This window comes from Pseudoruegeria sp. SHC-113 (assembly GCF_025376885.1).
Taxonomy (GTDB): Bacteria; Pseudomonadota; Alphaproteobacteria; order Rhodobacterales; family Rhodobacteraceae; genus Pseudoruegeria.
Window position 1 is genome coordinate 1,357,201 of record NZ_JAHUBR010000001.1, and the last position, 20,283, is coordinate 1,377,483.

The following is a 20,283-nucleotide window of genomic DNA, read 5'->3' on the forward strand; positions in this document are numbered from 1 at the left end:
CCGGTTGCGGGTATATGGTTAGCGCGGCCTGTTTGCCTGTGCCGCCTTGCCAAGTCAAGGCGGCGCGGGCGGGGGGCGCTGCCCCCCGCACCCCCCGAGGTATTTGAAGCGAGAGGAAAGGAGGCCCGGAGGTCTAGTGGGGCCATTGCCGGAGGGCGGGTGCCGTGCAAGGAATGGGGCAACAGGATCAATGGGGGGCGGCATGGCTGTTCAATATCTGCAAACCAAGGCCGGGCGGCGCATCGCCTATCATCGCAGCGAAGGCAAGGGGCTGGGCGTGGTGTTTCTGGGCGGGTTCAAATCCGACATGGAGGGCAGCAAGGCGCTGCATCTTGAGGCTTGGGCACAGCGCCACGGGCGGGCCTACCTGCGGTTTGACTATTCGGGCCATGGCCAGAGCGGCGGTGCTTTCACCGATGGCTGCATCGGCGACTGGGCGGCGGATGCGCAGGCCGCGATCGAAGCGCTGACGGAGGGGCCGCAGGTGCTGGTGGGCTCGTCCATGGGCGGCTGGATCTCGCTTCTGATGACGAAAGCGCTGGCGGGCCGGGTGGCCGGGCTGGTGACGATTGCGGCGGCACCGGATTTCACCGAGGCCGGGTTCTGGGCGTCTTTCAGCGAAGCGGAGCGGCGGCAGGTGATGGAGGCCGGGCAGATCGCGGTGCCTTCCGAGTATGGTGAGCCTTACATCATCACGCGCCGCCTGATCGAGGACGGGCGCAACCATCTGGTGATGGACAAGCCGCTGCCGTTGCCCTTCCCGGTGCGCTGCCTGCAGGGCACGGCGGACAACGCCGTATCCACGGAGACGGCGCTGGCGCTGCTGGATCACGCGGACTGCGCCGACATGCGTCTGACGCTGAAGAAAGGGGCCGATCACAGCTTCTCGGATCCGGAGTGCCTGGTGTTGATCGAGAAGACGATCGAGAAGGTCCTGAACCGGGTGGAGGGCTGAGATGCGCGCTGTCGGGAAATGGATCGGGCGGGGGCTGCTGGCGCTCATCGTCATCATTGGGCTTTTGGTGGCCTTTGGGCCCTATGAGGCGCTGCATGAGGATGTGGGGTTTGACCCCGGACAGCTTGACGGCGGGGTGGAGGCCTATCTGGCGGCGCAGGAGGCTGCCTTTGAGGACATCACGCCGGGTGTGGAGAAACGCGTGATCTGGGCCGGAGAGGCCGGCGCGCCCACGCCTTTGGCGATGGTTTATGTGCATGGGTTCTCGGCCACCTCGGAAGAGATCCGCCCAGTGCCGGACCAACTGGCCGCAGCCCTCGGCGCGAATCTGCATTTCACCCGGCTTTCGGGCCATGGGCGCGGGGGCGCGGCCATGGCGGAGCCGCGGGTGCAGGACTGGATGGAGGATCTGGCGGAAGCCATCGCCGTGGGCCGTGCCATCGGTGAGGAGGTGGTTCTGGTGACGACCTCCACCGGCGGCACTTTCGCAGCCCTTGCCGCGCTTGAGCCGGGACTGGTGGAAGATGTGGCCGGCATCGCCTTTGTCAGCCCCAATTTCGGCATCAACAACCCGCTTGCGCCGCTGCTCACCTGGCCGGCTGCCCGCCACTGGATCGGGGCTGTGGGCGGAGCCGAACGCGCCTTTGAGCCACAGAACGAAGGCCACGGCACCTATTGGACAACGCGCTACCCGACGGTGTCCGTGCTGCCGATGGCGGCGGCCGTGAAACACGCCGCCGCGCAGGACTACCAAGGCGTTTCGGTGCCCGCACTTTTCCTGTTTTCCGATGCCGATGGTGTCGTGCGCCCGGACATCACGCGGGAGATTGCCGCGCAGTGGGGTGGCCCGGTGCAGATCGTCAACATGGACGGCGGCGCGGGGGGCGATCCTTACAACCACGTCATCGCGGGAGATATCCTCTCGCCCGCGGGCACCGCTCCGGCTGTCGAAGCGCTGCGGGGCTGGATCGAAGGCTTGCAATAGGCTGTTTGAGGTGAGAACGTAGGGGGAACATCTTGCCGTTAGGAGTTTGCCGATGGAGCAGCGTGTCAGCCTGATCACCCTTGGTGTGGCCGATCTGGAGGCCTCGGCCCGTTTCTACGAGGCGCTGGGCTGGCAGCAGGTGGAGAGCCCGGATGGGGTGATCGCCTTTGACCTGATCGGGCAGACGCTTGGGCTCTACCCGAAGGACAAGCTCGCCGAGGAATGGGGGATGGACCCTGCGCATATCGGCGGTTTCTCCGGGATTACGCTGGCCCATAACCTGCGCGAGAAGGCGGAGGTCGCGCCGCTGCTGGAGCGCGCCCGCGCTGCCGGGGGCAAGATCCTGAAGGACGCGCAGGACGTCTTCTGGGGCGGGCATCATGGCTATTTCGCCGATCCCGACGGCCATGTCTGGGAGATCGCGCATAATCCCTTCTCGCCTCTGGGGCCGAAGGGTGAATTTCAGTGGAATGGCGCTGGCTGATGCGCAAGCCGCGCAGCATGTGGAGCCTTGAAACGCTGGGCCGGGTGCGGCTGTCCAAATATTTCTACATGCGGGACATGCTCCATTCGGAGATCGGCAATTTCTACGGCGTGCCCAACATTCCGGAGGACCCCGATCTGGCCATCGCTGCCGGGGCGCGGCTGGCGCAGGAATTGCTTGATCCGCTGCAGGAGACCTTTGGCAGCATTGCCATCCGCTCCGCCTATCGCTCCGCCGCGCTGAACGCCTTTGGCAATGACCGCAAGCTGAACTGCGGTGGCAATGAGGGCAATCGGGGCGTCCATATCTGGGATCAGCGCGATGCGGACGGGAATATGGGGGCCTGTGCCTGCATCGTGGTGCCGTGGTTTGCCGACCAATACGACAAGGGGCGCGACTGGCGCGATCTGGCGTGGTGGGTGCATGATCATCTGACCTATTCGCAGATGCTGTTCTTCCCCAAGCTGGCCGCTTTCAACCTGACATGGAACGAGGTGCCCCTGCGCGCCATCCGGAGCTGGATCAAGCCGCATCACCTCGTGCTGCGGGGCGGGGAGGAACCGGAAGAAGCGCTGGACGTGCGGCAGGCGCGCTATGCAGATTTTCCGCCGTTTCGCGGCATCGCACAGCCGCCGATTCCGCCCCGCTGGGCCTGAACGCGCAGCGGCTTCCGCGCCACAGGTGGGGCAGAAAGACTCTGGCTTAATGCTGTTTTCAGTTTGGAAACAATGCCACCTACGGCAGCCTGTATCTCAATAACAAGTAAAAAAAACCGACGAGGTCAGGATGCACGAGCCGTTGCTTCTGTTGCCGGGCATGATGTGTGATGCCCGCCTGTTCACCCACCAGATCGCGCGCTTGTCGCAGGATCGTTGCGTGGTTATTGGGCCTGTGACGCAGGGCGAAAGCGTGGCCGAGATGGCGCGTTTCATCCTGCAGGCCGCGCCGCCCCGGTTTGCGCTGGCGGGCCATGGGCTTGGTGGCATGGTGGCGATGGAGATCCTGAAGCTCGCGCCGGAGCAGGTCACGCGGCTGGCGTTGATCGACACCAGCCCCTTGGCGGAACTGCCCACTGTGGCTGCTGAACGCGAGCCGCAGATCATGGCGGCGCGGCTTGGGCGGCTGGAGCAGGCGCTGCAGGACGAGATGAAGCCTGATTACCTCTCGCCGCAGATCGATCGCAGCCGTGTGCTGGCGCAATACCGGCGTATGGGGATGGACCTGGGGCCGGATATTTTCATCCGCCAAACGCGCGCGATGCAGCGCCGCCCGGATCAGCAGAAGACGCTGCGGCTGGCCAAGCTGCCGGCCTTTGCGATCTGCGGTGAGCATGATGCGCTCTGCCCGGTGCACCGGCATGAGATCATGGCGGGGCTGATGCCCCACGGTGAAATTCGCACCATTGCCAACGCCGGCCATCTTGCGCCGCTGGAGCAGCCCGTGGCGCTGACGGCGGCTCTGGGCGAATGGCTGAAAGCGCCGCTGACGCTGCACTAGCGCGAAACCCTGCCACAGAGAAGGCCGGCTTTGCCGGCTAGCCCCCGACCTTCCCCATGGGAGAGGGCTTTGCCCCCACCCAAGGTCAGGGGCTGACGGTGTGAAGGGGCCTGCCGGAGCAGAAAAGAAAAACGCCCGCATGCGCGGGCGTTCAATCCGTTCCGAAAAGCCGCTTCAGACGGCCTTGAGGTTCGCCGTGCCTTTGGCGGCTGCGGGCGGTGTCTGGCCGGAGTTCTTGTCGATGAACTCCAGAACCATCGGGCGGATGTTGTCGCGCCAGCTGCGGCCCGCGAAGATGCCGTAATGGCCCGCGCCCGGCTCCACATGGCTGGCCTTCTTCTCGTCAGGCAGGCCGGTGAGCATGTCGAGCGCGGCGATGCACTGGCCCGGCGCGGTGATGTCGTCCTTCGCGCCCTCCACGGTCTTGACCGCCACATCGGTGATCGCGCCGATATCGACCTTCACCCCGTCCACCACGAATTCATTCGCGGCCAGCTCGCCGTTCTTGAAGATTCGCTCCACGGTCGAGAGGTAGAATTCCGCCGGCATGTCCATCACGGCGAGGTATTCGTCATAGAATCGGTTGTGCTTGTCGTGATCGCCCGCTTCGCCGCGTGCCACGCGCTGGATCTGGTCGAAAAACGCCTTGGAGTGTTTGTCGGCGTTCATCGACATGAAGGAGGTCAGCTGCAGCAGGCCGGGGTAAACCATCCGCCCCGCGCCGGCGTATTTGAAGCCCACGCGCTGGATCGCCATTTCCTCCAGAATGCCCATCGTCACCCGGTGACCGAAATCCGTCACATCCGTTGCGGCGGCGTTGGGGTCGATCGGGCCACCGATCAGGGTCAGCGTGTGGGGCTGGGCGGCAGGATCTTCGGCGGCGAGATAGGCCGTGGCCGCCAGCGTCAGCGGGGCGGGCTGACAGACCGCGATAACATGCAGATCGCTGCCCAGCTCTTTCATGAAATCCACGAGGTAGAGCGTGTAGTCCTCGATGTCGAATTTCCCTGCGGAAACAGGGATGTCGCGGGCGTTGTGCCAGTCGGTGATATAGACTTCGCAATCGGGCAGAAGGCTGTTCACGGTGGAGCGCAGCAGGGTCGCATAGTGGCCCGACATCGGTGCCACCAGCAGCACTTTGCGCGCCTTTTCGGGGCGGCCGATCACGTTGAAATGGATCAGATCGCCGAAGGGGCGGGAGACCTTCACATCCACCCGCACGAGGTGATCGCGGCCATCGGCACAGGAGACGGACTGGATGCCCCAGTCCGGCTTGGCGACGATCCGGGCAAAGGTGCGTTCGGTGACTTCGCCCCAGGCGGCCATCCACTGGAACGCGGGATGAGGAATAAGCCCGGTGACGGGGTAGGAGGCCATGGCAAGCGCGGACGCCCCCAACCATTGGTTGGTGTTGCGCATACTTTCCATCAAATCGTATGTTGCCATGTAACGCATGCGTGGGTCCCTCTTACCTGCGCCGTCTGGTTCATTTCGCCGCTTTGACGCAGCGCTGCGGCGAAATTATTTTGCACCTGCGGCAAATCTTAGGGGTATAAAATTATTATGACAACAGATCAATCAGACGCCGGCCCTCAGGATGTTAAGAATCTTGAGCGTCTGAATGAGAACCTTGCAAAGGTGGAAGAGCTCTCGCAGCGGCTTGTTGCCGCGCTCTCCCACAAGCGCAATATCGACCCATCGCTTCAGGCGCCGGGGCAGGATCTCTACATGAAGGCGGCAACGGCCTACATGACCGAGATGGTCAACAACCCGGCCAAGATCCTTGAGCACCAGATCGCCTATTGGGGCAAGGCGCTGACCCATTACGTTGAAGCCCAGCACCTGCTGGCAACGGGCAAGCTCGAAGCCCCCGAGGACAACACGCCAAAGGATCCGCGCTTCAAGAACGATCTTTGGCAGACGCACCCCTATTTCAACTACATCAAGCAGCAATACATGATGACGTCTGAGGCCATCGCCGGGGCGGTGGCCGATGTGGACGGGCTTGATCCGAAGGACAAGAAGCGGCTGGAGTATTTCTCCCAGCAGATCGTCAACATGCTTTCGCCGACGAATTTCCTCGCCACCAACCCGGATGCGCTGGAGAAGGCGGTGGAGACCGAGGGCCGCTCGCTCGTTGCCGGGCTTGAGAACCTCGTGCGCGACATCGAGGCCAATGGCGGCGATCTTCTGGTGACGCTGGCGGACAAGGACGCCTTCAAGGTGGGCGAGAATATCGGCACCACCGAAGGGCAGGTGGTGTTTCGCAACCGCATGTTCGAGCTGATCCAATACACGCCGACCACCGAACAGGTGCACAAGACACCGCTGCTGATCTTCCCGCCGTGGATCAACAAGTTCTACATCATGGACCTCAAGCCCGCCAATTCGCTGATCAAATGGATCGTGGATCAGGGCTACACGCTCTTCATCGTCAGCTGGGTCAACCCCGATCAGAGCTACGCCGATGTGGGCATGGATACCTATATCGAGGAAGGCTATCTGACGGCGATCGAAGAGGTGAAGGCGATCACCGAGCAGGAGAAGATCAACGTCGTCGGCTACTGCATCGCGGGCACCACGCTGAGCCTCACGTTGTCGCTGCTGAAGAAGCGCGGCGACAAATCGATCAACTCCGCCACCTTCTTCACCACGCTCACCGATTTCTCCGATCAGGGGGAAGTGGGCGTCTTTCTAGACGATGGCTTCGTGGATGGGCTCGAAGCGGAGTGTCAGGAGAACGGGATTCTCGATTCCTTCTTCATGTCGCGCACCTTCTCCTATCTGCGCTCCAACGATCTGATCTACACGCCCGCGATCCGCAGCTACATGATGGGCGAGGCCCCGCCCGCCTTCGATCTGCTCTATTGGAACGGTGATTCCACCAACCTGCCGGGCCGCATGGCGATCGAGTACCTGCGCGGCCTCTGTCAGGAGGATCATTTCGCCACCAAGGGCTTCGAGGTCTGCGGCGAGACGCTCCACATCAAGGATGTGAGCGTGCCTGTCTGCGCCATCGCCTGCGAAACCGATCACATCGCCGCGTGGAAAAGCAGCTTCAACGGCGTGAAGCAGTTCGGCTCGCGCTCCAAGACGTTCATCTTGAGTGAATCCGGCCATATCGCGGGGATCATCAACCCGCCGAGCAAGAAGAAATACGGCCATTACACCGGCGACGCCCCGGCGGGCGATCCGGACACGTGGAAAGAGGGCGCAAGCTTCAACGAAGGCTCCTGGTGGCCAACGTGGGACGCCTGGCTCTCCAAACGCTCCGGCGCGAAGATTCCGGCCCGAAAACCGGGTGGCCCAAAGCACAAACCGCTCTGCGCAGCCCCCGGAACCTATGTGTTGCCGAAGGAAAAATAAGGCAGGCCAACAGGTTAAGGAAAATTTCTGCACCGCAGCATAAACATCTTGAAATGCTGCAGTGCAGCATAAATATTTGGTGCAGGAATAGAGACAGCCATTTCAGGAGATGACCAATGGCCAAGACGCCCGATTTCGCCAAGACCTTCCAGGACGCGCTGGCGTCCATGAACGTTGACACCAAGGCTTTCGAAGAAGCCATCAAATCCTCCGCCGAACTTGGCGAGAAGATGTCCAAGATCACGCTCTCCGCCGCCGAGGAGTCCGCTGACCTCTCCGCCAAGTGGACGAAAGACACGCTCGCCAAGATGGGCGCGGCGTCCACCGCCAAAACGGACCCGGCCGAGCTTGGCAAGGCCGTGACGGATTTCGCCTCGTCTTCGGCTGAGAAAACCGCCGAATCCATGGCGGCTTTCGCGGAAATCGTGAAGAAAGTGCAGCTGGAAACGGTCGAGCTGCTGATGAGCGCCGGCAAGGACTTCAACGAAGACGCGCAGGCCGCGATGAAGAAAGCTGCCGATGAGGCGCAGGCTGCCGTCAAGAAAGCCACCGACGAGCTGACCAAAGCCACCACCGGCAAGAAGTAAGCACGTTCAGGGCGAGGGGTGCCTTCGCCGAAACCTGTTCAATTTTGAGGGGCCCGCACCACGCGGGCCCCTTTTTCTTTGAGCCCATGCGCTGGGCGCAGGGTCTCAGTGGCTTGCTGTGGTGAATGTCATGGCCCTGTCGCAAGAGGCGGCTATGCAACCTGAAGCAGTGTTGCGCTTGCAGAATATATTCTTGCTGCACTGCAGAAAAAATCTTGAAATGCTGCACTGCAGCGCGTATATTGACTTCAGGATATCACAATGGGGCACGCAGCCGATCCCCCGGCAGCCCTGATGGAGTAAGTACAATGACCAAGACCCAAGACTTCACCAAAGTCATGCAAGAGATGATGGCCTCCTTCCCGGTGGACACGAAATCCTTCGAAGAAGCCTTCAAAACCCAAGCCGCTATGGGCGAGAAGCTCTCCAAAGTGGCTCTGGAAGCTGCTGACAAATCCGCCGAGATCTCTTCGAAGTGGACGAAAGACACCATCGCCCGCCTCGGCGACGTGACCAAGGTCAAAGCCGAAGCCACCGACTACACCAAAGCCGTGACGGACTTCGCCTCCGCTTCCGCCGAAACCGCTGCCGAAAACATGGCCGCTTTCGCTGAAGTCGCCAAGAAAGTCCAAATGGAAACCGTCGAGCTGATGCTGGCTGCTGGCAAAGACTTCTCCGAAGACGCCACCGCCGCTGTCAAAAAAGCCACCACGGAAGCGACGAAGGCTGCAAAAGCCGCCGCCAAGTAAGGCAGACAACATCGCATCGGTTCCCTCCCAGCCGATGTGACTCGCGAAAGGCAGGCCTGCGAAGGCCTGCCTTTTCTTTTTGTTGCTTTTCCCGCTGGGTGACATAGGCTCTCTGCACTGCAGAAGGAAGGGGATGCCGTGTCTGAGCCAGACAAGCCTTTGTTGATCAAACGTTATGCCAGCCGCAGGCTGTATAACACCGAAACCAGCGATTACGTGACACTCGAAGACATCGCCGTCTTCATCCGCGACGGGCGCGAAGTGCAGATCATTGACCTGAAAAGCGGCGATGACCTGACCCGCCAATACCTGTTGCAGATCATTGCCGAGCATGAGAGCCGCGGCGAAAATGTGTTGCCGATCAACGTGCTGACCGATCTCGTGCGCAGCTACACCAACCAGGCCCAGAGCTTCGTTCCCGATTTCCTCGCCATGTCCTTCGACATGCTGCGCGACGGGCAATCCAAGATGATGGAAAACCTGACGACGATCCCGAACCCGATGTCGGCGATGCCCGGCTTCGACGCCATGCAAGCGCAGCAAAAGGCCTTTCTAAAAGCGATGACGGGGGGCTGGTCGGAAAGCTCCGGCCCGCAGCCCGAGCGTGAAGGCGGGGGCAGCGAGCTGGACGAGATCAAGAACCAGCTTGCCGATCTGCAGGCCAAGCTTTCGCGCCTGAAGGAATAATCCGCCCATGGCGGGCAGCGCTTCCCGCATCACGCTCTGGGGCATTGAGGTTTTCCTTGCCACGGCGGAGGAGGGCTCGGTGTCGGCGGCTGCCCGGCGGCTGGGGGCCTCGCCCTCTGCCGTCAGCCAGCAGCTGAGCGCGCTCGATACCGCGCTTGGCACTGTTCTGCTGAACCGCGCCGCACGCCCCGTCAGCCTGACGCCGGCGGGCACCATGTTTCGCCGCCGCGCGCAATCCATCCTCAACGAAGCCGCCATGGCCCGCACCGAGCTGGCGCGGCAGGATCTGGCGGCGCTGAGCCAGCTCAGCCTTGGGGTGATCGAGGATTTCGACGCCGAGGTCACGCCGCGCCTGCTGCACGGGCTGGCCGAGGATCTGCCCGAATGCCGCTTTCTGCTGGAAACCGGCGCGAGCCACCGGCTCACGGGCCAGCTTCTGGCGCGCGAGCTGGACATGGTGATCGCGGCCGATGGCGGCGCAGTGCCCGACTGGGCCGAGGTGCACCCGCTGCTGGAAGAGCCCTTCGTCGCCGTCGCCCGCGCAGGCGCGCTGCCGCGCTTTCCCACCCGTGCCGATTTCGCCGCGCTGCCGCTGATCCAATACACCACGCGCCAGTTGATGGGCCGCCAGATCAGCGCCCATCTGATGCGCGAGAACCTGATGCTGGCGCACCGCTTCGAGCTCGACAGCTACCACGCGATCCTTGCCATGGTGGCCGCCGGGGAGGGCTGGACGATCCTGACCCCGCTGGGCATCCTGCGCGCGCAACGCTTCCTGCCCCAGATCGCCGTCCACCCGCTGCCGCTCGCGCCGCTGTCGCGGCGGCTGTCGCTCGTGGCGCGGCGGGAGCTGCTGCAGGACATCCCGGCGCAGGTGGCTGGCCGTGTGCGTGGGCTGCTCCCGGATCTGGTAATCGGGCCAGCGCTCAGCCAGTTGGGCAAACCCGCCGAGGCCATGCGTGTGCTGGCCGCCAGCCCCGCGGTTTAGGCGGCATCTGGCAGGACTTTGCTTGCGGTCTCGGCAGCCTCCAGCAGCGCATCGGCAATGTAATCCAATTCATCGCGCGACAGCCGAGCGGGCAGGCGCACGTCGCAGGCGTTCATGAGCATGGCGCGGGTCTTGGGCAGCTCCGGCACCTCACCCAGGAACTGCCAGTTCCAGAACGCGCGTGCGTTATCCGTGCTTTGGCCGAAAATCTGCACCGACACCCCGCGCGCCTTGGCAGCCCCGGCGAAGGCTTTCGCCTGTGCCGGTGTCAGCCCGCAGAGGTTGAACTGGATCGAATCCGGTGCGCGCTCTTCCTGCGGCAGGGCAGGCGGCACCTGCAGCGCTGGCGAGGTGTTGAGCCGCGCGGCCACGTAGTCGTGGTTGGCGCGGCCCTTGCTGACGCGGTCATCCAGAAGGGCAAGCTGCGGGCGGATCACGGCGGCGGAGAGGTTGGAAAGCCGCGTGTTGTAGAGCGGCAGTTTGTTCTGCCAATGGGCAAAGCGCTCCGGCACCACCGGGTGCTTCTGCCAGTTGTGCTCGTAAGCGCCCGACATGATCACGGCGCGGGCGATCAGATCGGCGTCATCGGTCACGAGGATCCCGCCTTCGCCCGCGTTCACCATCTTGTAGGACTGGAAGGAATAGCAGCCCACCTTGCCCAGCGTGCCGATCTTGCGCCCGTTCCAGAGCGTGCCGAGCGAATGGGCGGCGTCCTCGATCACCGGCACGCCATGGGCTCTAGCGCGCGCGAGGATGGCGTCCATATCCGAGGTGTGGCCGCGCATGTGGCTGATCAGAACGGCTTCGGCACCGGCGGCGAGCTTGGCGTCGAAGTCCTCCAGATCAATGCGATAATTCTCGCCCACCTCCACCAGCACCGGGGTGCACTCGGCGTGCACCACGGCCGACGGCACGGCGGCGAAGGTGAAGGCCGGGATCAGCACCCGCGCGCCACGCGGCATATCCAGCGCCTTGAGCGAGAGGAAGAGCGCGGCCGAGCAGGAGGCCACGGCGAGCGCGTATTTGCTGCCCAAGAGGGCGGCGAATTCCTGCTCCAGAAGGGCAACAGAGGCGTTTTCCGAGGTGTAGCGGAAGAGATCGCCGTTGGTGAACATGCGTTCAATTTCAGCCAAGGCCTCTGCCGGGATCGGATCTGCATCGTAAACGTTGGGAGCCTGCATGCTTGCGCCTTTTCTGAAAGTTTTGTTTAGAAAAACCGTATCGCACGGGATTGTAAAGCTTTCGTTAAGGTTGCATCGCATTGCGCTGGCGCTGTGGCCGCAATAGCGTCCGCAGCGAGAGAGATGCAGGGAGAGGCAGATGCAGCACAGCAAGCCAATCGTGGGGTTCCATTGCTCTGGTGCAACGGGGCAGGAGTGGCACAGACTGAAGGGCATGAGTGCCGGGCAGGCCCCTGTTTTTACGCCGGATTTCTACGGCTGCCCCAGCCGTGGGCCGTGGGAAGGTGCAAGCTTTTCCTTCGCCGATGAGGCCGCGCCGCTTCTGCCCACGATCCGTGCATTGGGCGCGCCGGTGCATCTGGTGGCCCATTCCTACGGCGGCGGCGTGGCGCTGCATATTCTGCGCCACCACCCCGAGCTTGTGGCCTCGCTTTGCCTCTATGAGCCGACGTGCTTCCACGTGCTGCGCGATCTCGGCGGCGAAGGCGAGGCGCTGATCGGTGAGATCGTGGCGCTCAACGGCGGGCTCAAGGCCGATGTCGAGGCCGGGCACAAGCGCAAGGCGGCCAGCGATTTCACCGAGTTCTGGAGCGGCCCTGGCGCCTTTGACGCCCTAAGCAATGAGCGGCAGGCCGCGATGCAGGATTGGGTGCCCAAGGTGGTGGCGGATTTCGATGCGCTTGTTTTTGAGCCGGAAACGCCCGGCGATTTGCGCCGCGATCTCCCCGTGACCCTTATCTGGGGCAGCGAAACCAAGGTGCAGACGCGCCGGATCATCGATGTTCTGACGGCGCGCTTTGATGCGCCCGAGGTGCATTGCCTTGCGGGGGCAGGGCACATGGGGCCCTTCACCCACCGCGATCAGGTGTTTTCGCTGGTTGCAGCCCACATCGCGCGGGCTGATCCGGCGTGATCGGTGCTTAGACGTTCGTCAGCAGGTGCTCGCGCTCCCAGGGCGAGATCTTCTGCAGGAACTCTTCGTACTCGGCCTTCTTCACGATGGAATAGACGCGGCAGAAATCCTCGCCCAGCACCTTCTGCATGTCCTCGGCGGCGTCAAACAGATCGAGCGCGCCGTAGAGGCCGTGGGGGATGTCTTCCTCGTCGTCGTAGGCGTCGCCCTTGTATTGCGCATCGGGGCGCTTGCCCTCCAGCAGGCCAAGGTAGCCGCAGGCCAGCGAGGCGGCGATGCCGAGGTAGGGGTTGCAATCCATGCCGGCAAGGCGGTTTTCCACCCGGCGGCTTTCCGGCCCAGAGATCGGCACGCGGATGCCGGTGGTGCGGTTGTCGCGCGCCCAGCTCAGATTGATCGGCGCGGCGTGATCCTTCACGTAGCGGCGGTAGCTGTTCACGTAGGGCGCAAGCAGGGCGATGACGCTGGGCAGGTGGTTCTGCATCCCGGCGATGAAGTGGTAAAAGGCATCCGTCTCGCCGCCTTGCGGCCCGGAGAAGATATTCTGCCCAGTGTCGCGGTCCACGATGGAGTGGTGGATATGCATCGCGCTGCCCGGCTCGCCTTCGATGGGCTTGGCCATGAAGGTGGCGAAGCAATCGTGGCGCAGGGCGGCCTCGCGGATCAGGCGTTTGAAGTAGAAGACCTCATCGGCTAGCTTCACAGGATCGCCATGGCGCAGGTTGATCTCCACTTGGCCTGCGCCGCCTTCCTGCGTGATGCCGTCGATCTCCAGGCCTTGGGCTTCGGCGAAATCATAGATGTCGTCGATCACGGGGCCGTATTCATCGACAGCGCTCATGGAATAGGCCTGACGGGCGGCGGCGGGGCGGCCCGAGCGGCCCATCATCGGCTCGATCGGCTTGGCCGGATCGGTGTTGCGCGCCACGAGGAAGAATTCCATCTCCGGCGCGACGACGGGCTCCCAACCCTGCTTGTGGTAAAGCTCCACAACCCGTTTCAGCACGTTGCGCGGGGCGAAAGGCACCGGCTTGCCGGATTGATCCAGCGCGTCGTGGATCACCTGCAGCGTCCAGTCCGCTGTCCAGGGCGCGGCCGACGTGGTGGAGAGGTCGGGCACGAGGATCATGTCGGGCTCGATGAAGCCTTCCTTCTCATCCGCCGCCTCGGCCCAGCCGCCGGTGAGCGTCTGGAAGAAGATCGAATTGGGGAGGAAAAACTGCTTCTGGTTGGCAAACTTGTTTGCGGGCATGGCCTTGCCGCGGGCAATGCCGGGCAGATCGGCGATGACGCATTCCACCTCGTCCAGCCGGTGGCCTGCGATATAGGCCTGCGCGGCGTCTGGAATCTTCGTCATCCAGTCGGTGGACCGTGCCTTCGCCCGTGTGTTTGCCTTTGCCTTTGGCATGGAGTGCCTCTTGTCTTGTTGTCGGTTGCGCGGACCCTATCGCAGGCAGGGGCAAAGCGACACCGGGAAAGGGCGCTGGAAGCGGCAGTGCGGCAGCGCTACCATAGGGGCAGGGCAGCACAGGCGCTGCCGGATTTGGAGTGACAAGTGATTTCCGTGAAACCCCGCCGCATCCTGACCGCCGCCGCCATGGCCTGCGCCACCGCCACAGGCGCTCTGGCCAATACCAACGGCCCCATCCAGCCGCATCCCACCTACCCGGAGTGCAACGCCTACCCAATCCTCAACAGCAAGGGCGAGACGCTCTACTGGAACTTCAAAGGCTACTGCTATCGCGCGGCCTGCGACGCCGACCCAGAGGTCTGCTGAGGCTGCTCCTTCTGTGAAAAAGCCGCTGTTCTGGCCCATCTCACGCGGTGATGCTGATCACCGGCGGCTCCACCACAGAGGGGAACTGCCTTTCTTGTGCCGATTGCGCCTGTTCGCCTCGTGTGCGGCGAAGGGCAGGAAGGCGTCCAAAGTGGACCTCCGTTTTGCGGATGCCATTCCTTGATCTATCATTCCTTGATCTATGATGATCGCGCATGACGATCGGCGGAATCCCAATGTTGAAAATTGTCAGGGTAAGAAACCAGGCGCAAACCGATGCTGTCTATGAGCTGACCTACGAATTTATCGACTGGCTGCGTAAGCGTTATCCGGAAATGCAGAACGACATCGAAGTCTATCTTCGACACCAAAAATTTGACGAACAAATCCGCGCAGTCCTAACGTACTACACGCCACCGAAGGGAGAGTGTTTGCTTGCTTGCTATGACGATGAACCGGTTGGCATTCTAATGCTCAAGGACATCGGCGACAGCACTTGTGAGATGAACAGGATGTTTGTCCGTGAGAGCGCGCGAGGTTTGGGAGCAGGTCGCGCTCTTGTAGAGGAACTCAAGAAAAGAGCGCGCGAGATGGATTTTCGGTTGATGACGCTTAGTGCATTGCCGAGACACCACGAAGCATTGTCACTCTATCGATCCTGCGGGTTCGAACTTGATGAACGTCAGCGCGACGCAGGAAATTCGGAAAATGCGGTGCTGATGAAAACAGACCTTTGAGTCAGTGTTCGTCAGGCCGATTTGCCCGCATATGCGTCATTACGGTGGGCCATGTCGGCGCCAGCTTGCAGCACGTTGAGGCATTCCTGAATGTCTTTTGCAATGGAAGTGGCACTGGACACACGTCGCTTCGGGGAGGGTCTCGAGCCGGTTCAACCTCAATCAAAAAAGCCGCCCATCGGACGGCTTCCTGACATGGTTCAGCGCAGCAGGTTGGGGCGGTAGCGCACCTTGCGGCGTTGGGTCTGTGGCAGGTGCCGGTTCAGCCGCTTGTTCACCATCCCGAAGAGCCAGACAATCACCAGCGTGAACAGGATGAAGTACATCGCGAGGATCGGGTAGGGCACGAAGGGGTTGAACGTCTTGTCGGCGAAATAGCTCGCGTAGTAGAGCGAATCTCCGCGCTGCTGCAGCACAGGGAAGGCCGAGACGAAGACAAGCGTCGTGGCGTGGAAGAGGAAGATGGCCTCGTTCGTGTAAGCAGGCCAAGCCAGCCGCAGCATGGTGGGCCAGATGATCCGGCGGAAGCGCTGAAAGCCGGTGATGCCATAGGCGTCAGCGGCCTCCACGTCGCCCTTCGGGATCGAGCGCAGCGCGCCGTAGAAGATCTCCCCCGAGTAGGCGGCGGTGTTGCAGAAGAGCACGATCAGCGCGCCGAGCCCCGCGGCGGTGAGGCCCGAGAACATCGGGTGCACCTGCTTGAGCTGCAGGAAGAGGAAATAGGCGAAGAAGAACTGGATGAAGAGCGGCGAGCCGCGGAACAAAAAGATGAACCACTCCGCCGGTTTGCGCAGCCATTTGCTCTGCGCCGCCTTCCCCAGTGCCAGCGCATTGGCGAAGAAGAAGCCCAGCACCAGTGCCATCGCGCCGTAGTAGACGTTCCAGATCATGCCGGAGCCGATCAGGGTGAAATGCTCGCAGAGGGTATAGTCGCGCGGCAGCAGGCGCTCGCCGATGCCAACGGAGCGCAGCGCATAGGCCTGGATGGTCTCGATACAGCTCATGCCGCGGCCTTCCGTTGCGCTTCGCCGCCGGTGGTGGCCTGTCCGTGGGTCAGTTTCTTCATCAGTCGTTCAAGCGCGATCTCGGAGACCCGCGTGAAGGCGAGGTAGAAGATCAGCAGGAAGGTGAAATAGTAGAGCCGCCAGTCGCCGTGGGGGTAATCGGTGAAGCGGGCGTTCTTGGTGCCGCCCAGCTCGCGCGCCCAGTAGACGATGTCTTCCACGCCGAGCAGGAACAGAAGCGGCGTGGCCTTGATCAGCACCATCCAGAGGTTGGAGAGGCCGGGCAAGGCATAGACCCACATCTGCGGCACCATGATGCGCCAGAAGGCCTGCCGATGGCTCATGCCATAGGCATCGGCGGTTTCCATCTGCGCGTGCGGCACCGCGTTCATTGCGCCGTAGAGCACGTTGGCGGCAAAAGCGCCGAAGACGATGGCGAAAGTCAGCACCGCTAGGAAGAAGCCGTAGGTCTCGTGCACCCATTGCGGCGCGGTGGAGAGCGGCAGCTTCGCGGCCTGACAGACGATGAAATCATTGCCCTGACGGATCGGCTCTTCCCAGTCGGGGCATTTCACCTGATGGCGCAGCCACTCGAAGGCCTGATCGAGCGCGATCACGAAGAACAGGAAGAAGGCGATGTCGGGCACGCCGCGCACGATGGCGGTGTAGCCTTTGCCAAACCAGCGCAGCGGCGCGATGCGCGAGCGGGCCGCGGTGGCGCCGCCGAAGCCGAACAGCAGCGCGGTGGGGGCGGTGATCGCCAGCAGCACCAGAACCGTGATGAAGGAGATGTAAAAGCTCATGTGCTTGCCTGTCGTCAGGTAGCAGCTGAGCCATGTCAGGCCTTCCAGCGTGGATGGATCGGTGCAGTAGGAAAACATGCCGGGCCGTTCGTCTCGCGCGTTGGATCAGGGGGCACCGCCGGGCCCGAAGGGGCGGGGTGCAGATTGAAAACCCCGGCCCGCCGCGTGTTGGCGTGCGGGCCGGGGGCTCCCTAGCGGGATCAGCTTACCACTGGGAAGAGACTTCCCACTTGGCGATCATCTCGTTCAGCGTGCCGTCGTCCTTCATGGACTGGATGGCGGCGTCGAACTTGGCGCGCAGCTCGCCGTCGGATTCACGCAGGCCCATGCCCACGCCACCGCCGATGGCTTCCATGCGCTCCAGCATCACGAGGCCGTCGGAGCCGGCCACGGTGTCGAGGAAGCTCTTGTCGGCCAGAACCGCGTCAGCTTCGCCGTTGCGCACGGCAGCGACGGTTTCTTCCGGGGTGGCGAATTCCACGAGCGTCCAGCCCTGCTCGGCGATGAAGTTCGCCTGAATGGTGGCCGCCTGGGCCGCGATCACGCCGCCTTCGAGGTCAACACCGGCGTCCATCGCCACGTAGGCGGAGGGATCGGGCGGCGTGTAGGGTTGGGTGAAATCGATCACCGCGTCGCGCTCGTCGGTGATCGACATGCCGGCGATGATGGTGTCGTAGTTGCCCGACACGAGGTTGGGGATGATGGAATCCCAATCGTTCTTCACCCACTCGCATTCCAGCTCGGCGCGCTTGCACAGCTCGTCGCCCAGCTCGCGCTCAAAGCCGTCGATCTCGCCTTTGTCGTTGATGAAGTTCCAGGGCTCGTAGGCGCCTTCGGTGCCCATGCGGACAACATCCGCAGAGGCGATGCCGGCGGTCAGCGCGAGCGCCGATGTTGCCAGGATCAGTTTTTTCATTGGTAACTCTCCCAATTGGTTACAGTGCCGAGGTTGTTGCACTCAGGAATTGTTGCAATCGCTCGGTCTTCGGGTTGCCGAAGAGCTCGGCCGGGGGGCCTTCCTCCTCGATCTTGCCCTTGTGCAGAAAGACGACATGGTCGGACACATCTGCCGCAAGGCGCATATCATGCGTGACGATGATCATGGTGCGCCCTTCGCGGGCCAGATCCTTGATCACCTTCACGACCTCCTGCTCAAGCTCGGGATCGAGTGCGGAGGTGGGTTCGTCAAACAGCAGCGCGCGGGGCTCCATGCAGAGCGCGCGCGCGATGGCGGCGCGTTGCTGCTGGCCGCCGGACAGCTGCGCGGGGTAGACATCGCATTTGTCGCCGATGCCCACTTTTTCGAGATACTTGCGGGCGGAGGCTTCCACCTCGCCCTTGTCGCGGCCCAGCACCGTGACGGGCGCTTCCATGACGTTCTGCAGGATCGTCATATGGGCCCAGAGGTTGAACTGCTGAAACACCATCGAAAGATTGGTGCGCACCCGGATCACCTGTTTCTTGTCGGCCGGATGCCGGTGCAGCCCCTCGCCGCGCCAGTGAATGGCCTCGCCTTCAAACAGGATCTCGCCCTGCTGGCTGTCTTCCAGCAGGTTGGAGCAGCGCAGAAGGGTGGATTTACCGGAGCCGGAAGAGCCAATAAGCGAAACGACATCGCCCTTGCGGGCGGTGATGTCGACGCCCTTCAGGACTTCAAGATTGCCATAGGCCTTGTGCAGGTCCCGGATTTCGATGACGGGTGGATCTGAGTGGGTCACGCGAGCAGCATTTTGTTCTGGTTAGTGCCGCAGTAGGGCGGAAAAACTGACCAAATGCAACGAGCAAATGGGCCAAATTGCCCGGCTGAGCGCCGAACGGGGCGTCAATTCCGCCGATCTGCCGGGGGCGGTGGCGGGATTTGCAGCGCGGTGTAGCTTTCCGGTGCGATGCGGAGAAGTCCGCGGGGCAGGATCGGCGCGAGGGCCTTGTTTTCCGGTGCCGCGATGGCAGCGGTGAGCGCCTCAAACAGGGAATCGGCCTCATCGGCCTGAGCGGTGATATAGGGCAGGCCCGGCGTCGGCGCTGTGCTGTCCAGAACCCTCAAGCGGTCTGCAAACCCATCATGGGCGCAGATCAGCCGCCATGTGACGGCATCCACGGCGGCGATATCGGCACGCCCCTCGGCCACGGCCAGCGCACTGCCCGCGTGGGAGCCTGTCTGCACCACCGATCCGATGGGAATCCCGGCCTTGGCGAAATGGGCCTGCGGCGCGGCCCAGCCCGATTGCGAGAGCGGCTCGTTGATGGCGAGGCGGGCGTTTTCGAAACCGGCGAGGCTCTGACGCGGGTCGTCCGCACGCACCAGAAGGTGGCTGCGGTAGAAGCCGGGTGGGCAGCCGTCCACGCCATAATCCGGCGTACCGACGAGCGTGACCCGGCCATGAAGCCTTGCGCGGTAGGGCAGGCCGCAGGTCTGGGCCAGCAGCAGCGCACGATCCTCCCAGAGCGCCATGAGCGGCACGCCACGGGTGAGGCTTTGCGGCCCGTGGCCAAGGCTCGCGCGGATCGTATGCCAGAAACGATCGTTCAGCACCGCCACCTCGGGGCGGTCATACATGGGCAAGGCGGCGATCATGCGCCGCCGGTTTCCACCCTCTGGCGGGCCAGCGCGCTGTCGCGGTCGTTCACGCCAAGGAAGTTTGCCGCCATGCGCAGGATCGAATCCTCCTCGCTGTCGCGTTCGCCATCGGCCAGCGCGATGGCCCAGAGCGCCTCGATCACGCCGGTGCGTTCCTCGTAAGGCACGGCCTCCTTGATGGCGCGGGTGAAGCGGACGGTGTCGGGGGCCTCGCGCTCCAGCTCCTCGCCTTGGGCGCGCAGGGCGGTGGCCTCGAAAGGCGAAAGCCCGTAGCGACGGGCCAGAACCTTGTCGATCTGTTCCATCTCAGCGGCGGCGTAATCGCCATCGGAGCGCGCGATCCGCACCAGAAGCGCGGCGAGCGAGAGCCGGGCGTCCTCGTCAGACAGCGGTTGGGTTTGCGGGGCCGTCAGGCGGCTGAGGAGATTTCCGAACATGGCAGAAGAGGTAACCCTCGCCGGGCGATCCGCCAAGGGGGAAAGGCAACAGGCCTATTCGGCGTGCTTCAGATCTGCCGTATCCACGCCCAGAACGGCTGCGGTGCGATCAAGGATGTCATCCTCCTCCGGGCGCTCTACGCCATCGGCCATCACCACGGCCCAGAGCGCGGCGACGATGCCGGAGCGCTCCTCGTAGGGAATCGCGGCTTTCACGGCTTGTGCGAATGCGGTAGTGTCCGGGGCCTTATCGGCCAGAAGCTCTGCCGTGTGGCGAAGCTTGGCGGCAGCAACCGCGTCAAGGCCGTACCGCCGCGCGAGGATGCGATCGATCTGGCTGATCTCTTCGAATGCGTAGTGATGATCCGATTTCGCAAGCCGCACAAGCAGGGCCGCCAACGCGAGACGGGCATCGGGATCGGGCATGGCCTGATCGGGGGCAGGGGTGCGCAGGCGGGAGAGCAGGGCGTCGAACATGGCGCCAGCATAGGCAATTGCGGCGCGTGGGCAACGGTTCTTGGCAATTGAAAGGCCACACGCCCGTAAGCTTCACGA

Annotated in this window: 23 protein-coding genes; 13 read left to right on the top strand and 10 right to left on the bottom strand. The window is 63.0% G+C overall.

What is annotated here, in order from left to right:
* The first annotated feature begins 202 nt into the window (after nt 1-202).
* The 5 genes from KVX96_RS06715 (at nt 203) to KVX96_RS06735 (ending at nt 3,921) form a co-directional block, all read left to right on the top strand.
* On the top strand, nt 203-955 hold the full coding sequence (locus KVX96_RS06715) for an alpha/beta hydrolase (protein WP_261193561.1): 753 nt from the start codon (nt 203-205) through the stop codon (nt 953-955).
* Nucleotide 956: 1 nt separating this feature from the next.
* Nucleotides 957-1,940, top strand: coding sequence for an alpha/beta hydrolase (locus tag KVX96_RS06720; RefSeq protein ID WP_261193562.1), 984 nt, complete (start codon nt 957-959; stop codon nt 1,938-1,940).
* 52 nt (nt 1,941-1,992) lie between these two features.
* Nucleotides 1,993-2,424: a VOC family protein gene (locus KVX96_RS06725; RefSeq protein WP_261193564.1), complete on the top strand. Its 432-nt coding sequence runs from the start codon at nt 1,993-1,995 to the stop codon at nt 2,422-2,424.
* Nucleotides 2,424-3,080 (top strand): hypothetical protein, encoded by a 657-nt coding sequence (locus KVX96_RS06730; protein WP_261193565.1) that lies wholly within the window; start codon nt 2,424-2,426, stop codon nt 3,078-3,080. The genes KVX96_RS06725 and KVX96_RS06730 overlap by 1 nt, the downstream gene beginning before the upstream one ends.
* Nucleotides 3,081-3,210: 130 nt before the next feature.
* Nucleotides 3,211-3,921, top strand: a complete 711-nt coding sequence (locus tag KVX96_RS06735) for an alpha/beta fold hydrolase (protein ID WP_261193566.1) — start codon at nt 3,211-3,213, stop codon at nt 3,919-3,921.
* Between the two features lie 174 nt (nt 3,922-4,095).
* Here the strand turns inward: KVX96_RS06735 and phaZ are convergent, their stop codons facing one another.
* Nucleotides 4,096-5,376 (bottom strand): polyhydroxyalkanoate depolymerase, encoded by a 1,281-nt coding sequence (phaZ, locus tag KVX96_RS06740; protein ID WP_261193567.1) that lies wholly within the window; start codon nt 5,374-5,376, stop codon nt 4,096-4,098.
* Between the two features lie 108 nt (nt 5,377-5,484).
* Between phaZ and phaC the strand changes: the two genes are divergently transcribed.
* The 5 genes from phaC (at nt 5,485) to KVX96_RS06765 (ending at nt 10,298) form a co-directional block, all read left to right on the top strand.
* A complete protein-coding gene (gene phaC / locus KVX96_RS06745) occupies nt 5,485-7,287 on the top strand; it encodes a class I poly(R)-hydroxyalkanoic acid synthase (RefSeq protein WP_261193568.1) in 1,803 nt (600 codons plus the stop codon).
* A gap of 116 nt (nt 7,288-7,403) precedes the next feature.
* Nucleotides 7,404-7,874: a phasin family protein gene (locus KVX96_RS06750; protein ID WP_261193569.1), complete on the top strand. Its 471-nt coding sequence runs from the start codon at nt 7,404-7,406 to the stop codon at nt 7,872-7,874.
* Between the two features lie 308 nt (nt 7,875-8,182).
* On the top strand, nt 8,183-8,623 hold the full coding sequence (locus KVX96_RS06755; protein WP_261193570.1) for a phasin, PhaP: 441 nt from the start codon (nt 8,183-8,185) through the stop codon (nt 8,621-8,623).
* Between the two features lie 138 nt (nt 8,624-8,761).
* Nucleotides 8,762-9,310, top strand: coding sequence for a polyhydroxyalkanoate synthesis repressor PhaR (phaR, locus tag KVX96_RS06760; protein ID WP_261193571.1), 549 nt, complete (start codon nt 8,762-8,764; stop codon nt 9,308-9,310).
* 7 nt (nt 9,311-9,317) lie between these two features.
* Nucleotides 9,318-10,298, top strand: coding sequence for a LysR family transcriptional regulator (locus KVX96_RS06765; protein ID WP_261193572.1), 981 nt, complete (start codon nt 9,318-9,320; stop codon nt 10,296-10,298).
* Here KVX96_RS06765 and KVX96_RS06770 read toward each other — a convergent pair.
* Nucleotides 10,295-11,479, bottom strand: a complete 1,185-nt coding sequence (locus KVX96_RS06770; protein ID WP_261193573.1) for a DegT/DnrJ/EryC1/StrS family aminotransferase — start codon at nt 11,477-11,479, stop codon at nt 10,295-10,297. The two genes, KVX96_RS06765 and KVX96_RS06770, sit on opposite strands and share 4 nt — an antisense overlap.
* 139 nt (nt 11,480-11,618) lie before the next feature.
* Between KVX96_RS06770 and KVX96_RS06775 the strand changes: the two genes are divergently transcribed.
* The gene (locus KVX96_RS06775; RefSeq protein ID WP_261193574.1) at nt 11,619-12,392 is read left to right on the top strand and encodes an alpha/beta fold hydrolase; all 774 of its coding nucleotides are present in this window, start codon (nt 11,619-11,621) and stop codon (nt 12,390-12,392) included.
* Between the two features lie 7 nt (nt 12,393-12,399).
* On the opposite strand, the gene KVX96_RS06780 is transcribed toward KVX96_RS06775, so the two are convergent.
* Complete coding sequence (locus KVX96_RS06780) at nt 12,400-13,749, bottom strand: glutamine synthetase family protein (RefSeq protein ID WP_409977117.1); 1,350 nt, start codon at nt 13,747-13,749, stop codon at nt 12,400-12,402.
* A gap of 207 nt (nt 13,750-13,956) precedes the next feature.
* Between KVX96_RS06780 and KVX96_RS06785 the strand changes: the two genes are divergently transcribed.
* Both KVX96_RS06785 and KVX96_RS06790 read left to right on the top strand, forming a co-directional pair.
* A complete protein-coding gene (locus KVX96_RS06785) occupies nt 13,957-14,169 on the top strand; it encodes a hypothetical protein (RefSeq protein ID WP_261193576.1) in 213 nt (70 codons plus the stop codon).
* A 215-nt stretch (nt 14,170-14,384) separates the two neighbouring features.
* Nucleotides 14,385-14,906: a GNAT family N-acetyltransferase gene (locus KVX96_RS06790; protein WP_261193577.1), complete on the top strand. Its 522-nt coding sequence runs from the start codon at nt 14,385-14,387 to the stop codon at nt 14,904-14,906.
* 200 nt (nt 14,907-15,106) lie between these two features.
* Here KVX96_RS06790 and KVX96_RS06795 read toward each other — a convergent pair whose 3' ends face one another.
* From KVX96_RS06795 to KVX96_RS06825, 7 genes are all read right to left on the bottom strand, one after another.
* Nucleotides 15,107-15,910 carry an ABC transporter permease gene (locus KVX96_RS06795; protein ID WP_261193578.1) on the bottom strand — a complete coding sequence of 268 codons (804 nt, stop codon included), beginning with the start codon at nt 15,908-15,910 and terminating at the stop codon, nt 15,107-15,109.
* Nucleotides 15,907-16,791, bottom strand: a complete 885-nt coding sequence (locus KVX96_RS06800) for an ABC transporter permease (protein ID WP_261193579.1) — start codon at nt 16,789-16,791, stop codon at nt 15,907-15,909. The genes KVX96_RS06795 and KVX96_RS06800 overlap by 4 nt, the downstream gene beginning before the upstream one ends.
* A gap of 127 nt (nt 16,792-16,918) precedes the next feature.
* The gene (locus KVX96_RS06805) at nt 16,919-17,629 is read right to left on the bottom strand and encodes a transporter substrate-binding domain-containing protein (RefSeq protein WP_261193580.1); all 711 of its coding nucleotides are present in this window, start codon (nt 17,627-17,629) and stop codon (nt 16,919-16,921) included.
* A 19-nt stretch (nt 17,630-17,648) separates the two neighbouring features.
* Nucleotides 17,649-18,431 carry an ABC transporter ATP-binding protein gene (locus KVX96_RS06810; protein WP_261193581.1) on the bottom strand — a complete coding sequence of 261 codons (783 nt, stop codon included), beginning with the start codon at nt 18,429-18,431 and terminating at the stop codon, nt 17,649-17,651.
* Nucleotides 18,432-18,535: 104 nt separating this feature from the next.
* Nucleotides 18,536-19,288, bottom strand: coding sequence for a phosphate/phosphite/phosphonate ABC transporter substrate-binding protein (locus KVX96_RS06815; RefSeq protein ID WP_261193582.1), 753 nt, complete (start codon nt 19,286-19,288; stop codon nt 18,536-18,538).
* Nucleotides 19,285-19,728, bottom strand: a complete 444-nt coding sequence (locus KVX96_RS06820; protein ID WP_261193584.1) for a TerB family tellurite resistance protein — start codon at nt 19,726-19,728, stop codon at nt 19,285-19,287. The genes KVX96_RS06815 and KVX96_RS06820 overlap by 4 nt, the downstream gene beginning before the upstream one ends.
* 54 nt (nt 19,729-19,782) lie before the next feature.
* Nucleotides 19,783-20,205: a TerB family tellurite resistance protein gene (locus KVX96_RS06825; RefSeq protein ID WP_261193585.1), complete on the bottom strand. Its 423-nt coding sequence runs from the start codon at nt 20,203-20,205 to the stop codon at nt 19,783-19,785.
* Nucleotides 20,206-20,283: the final 78 nt, after the last annotated feature.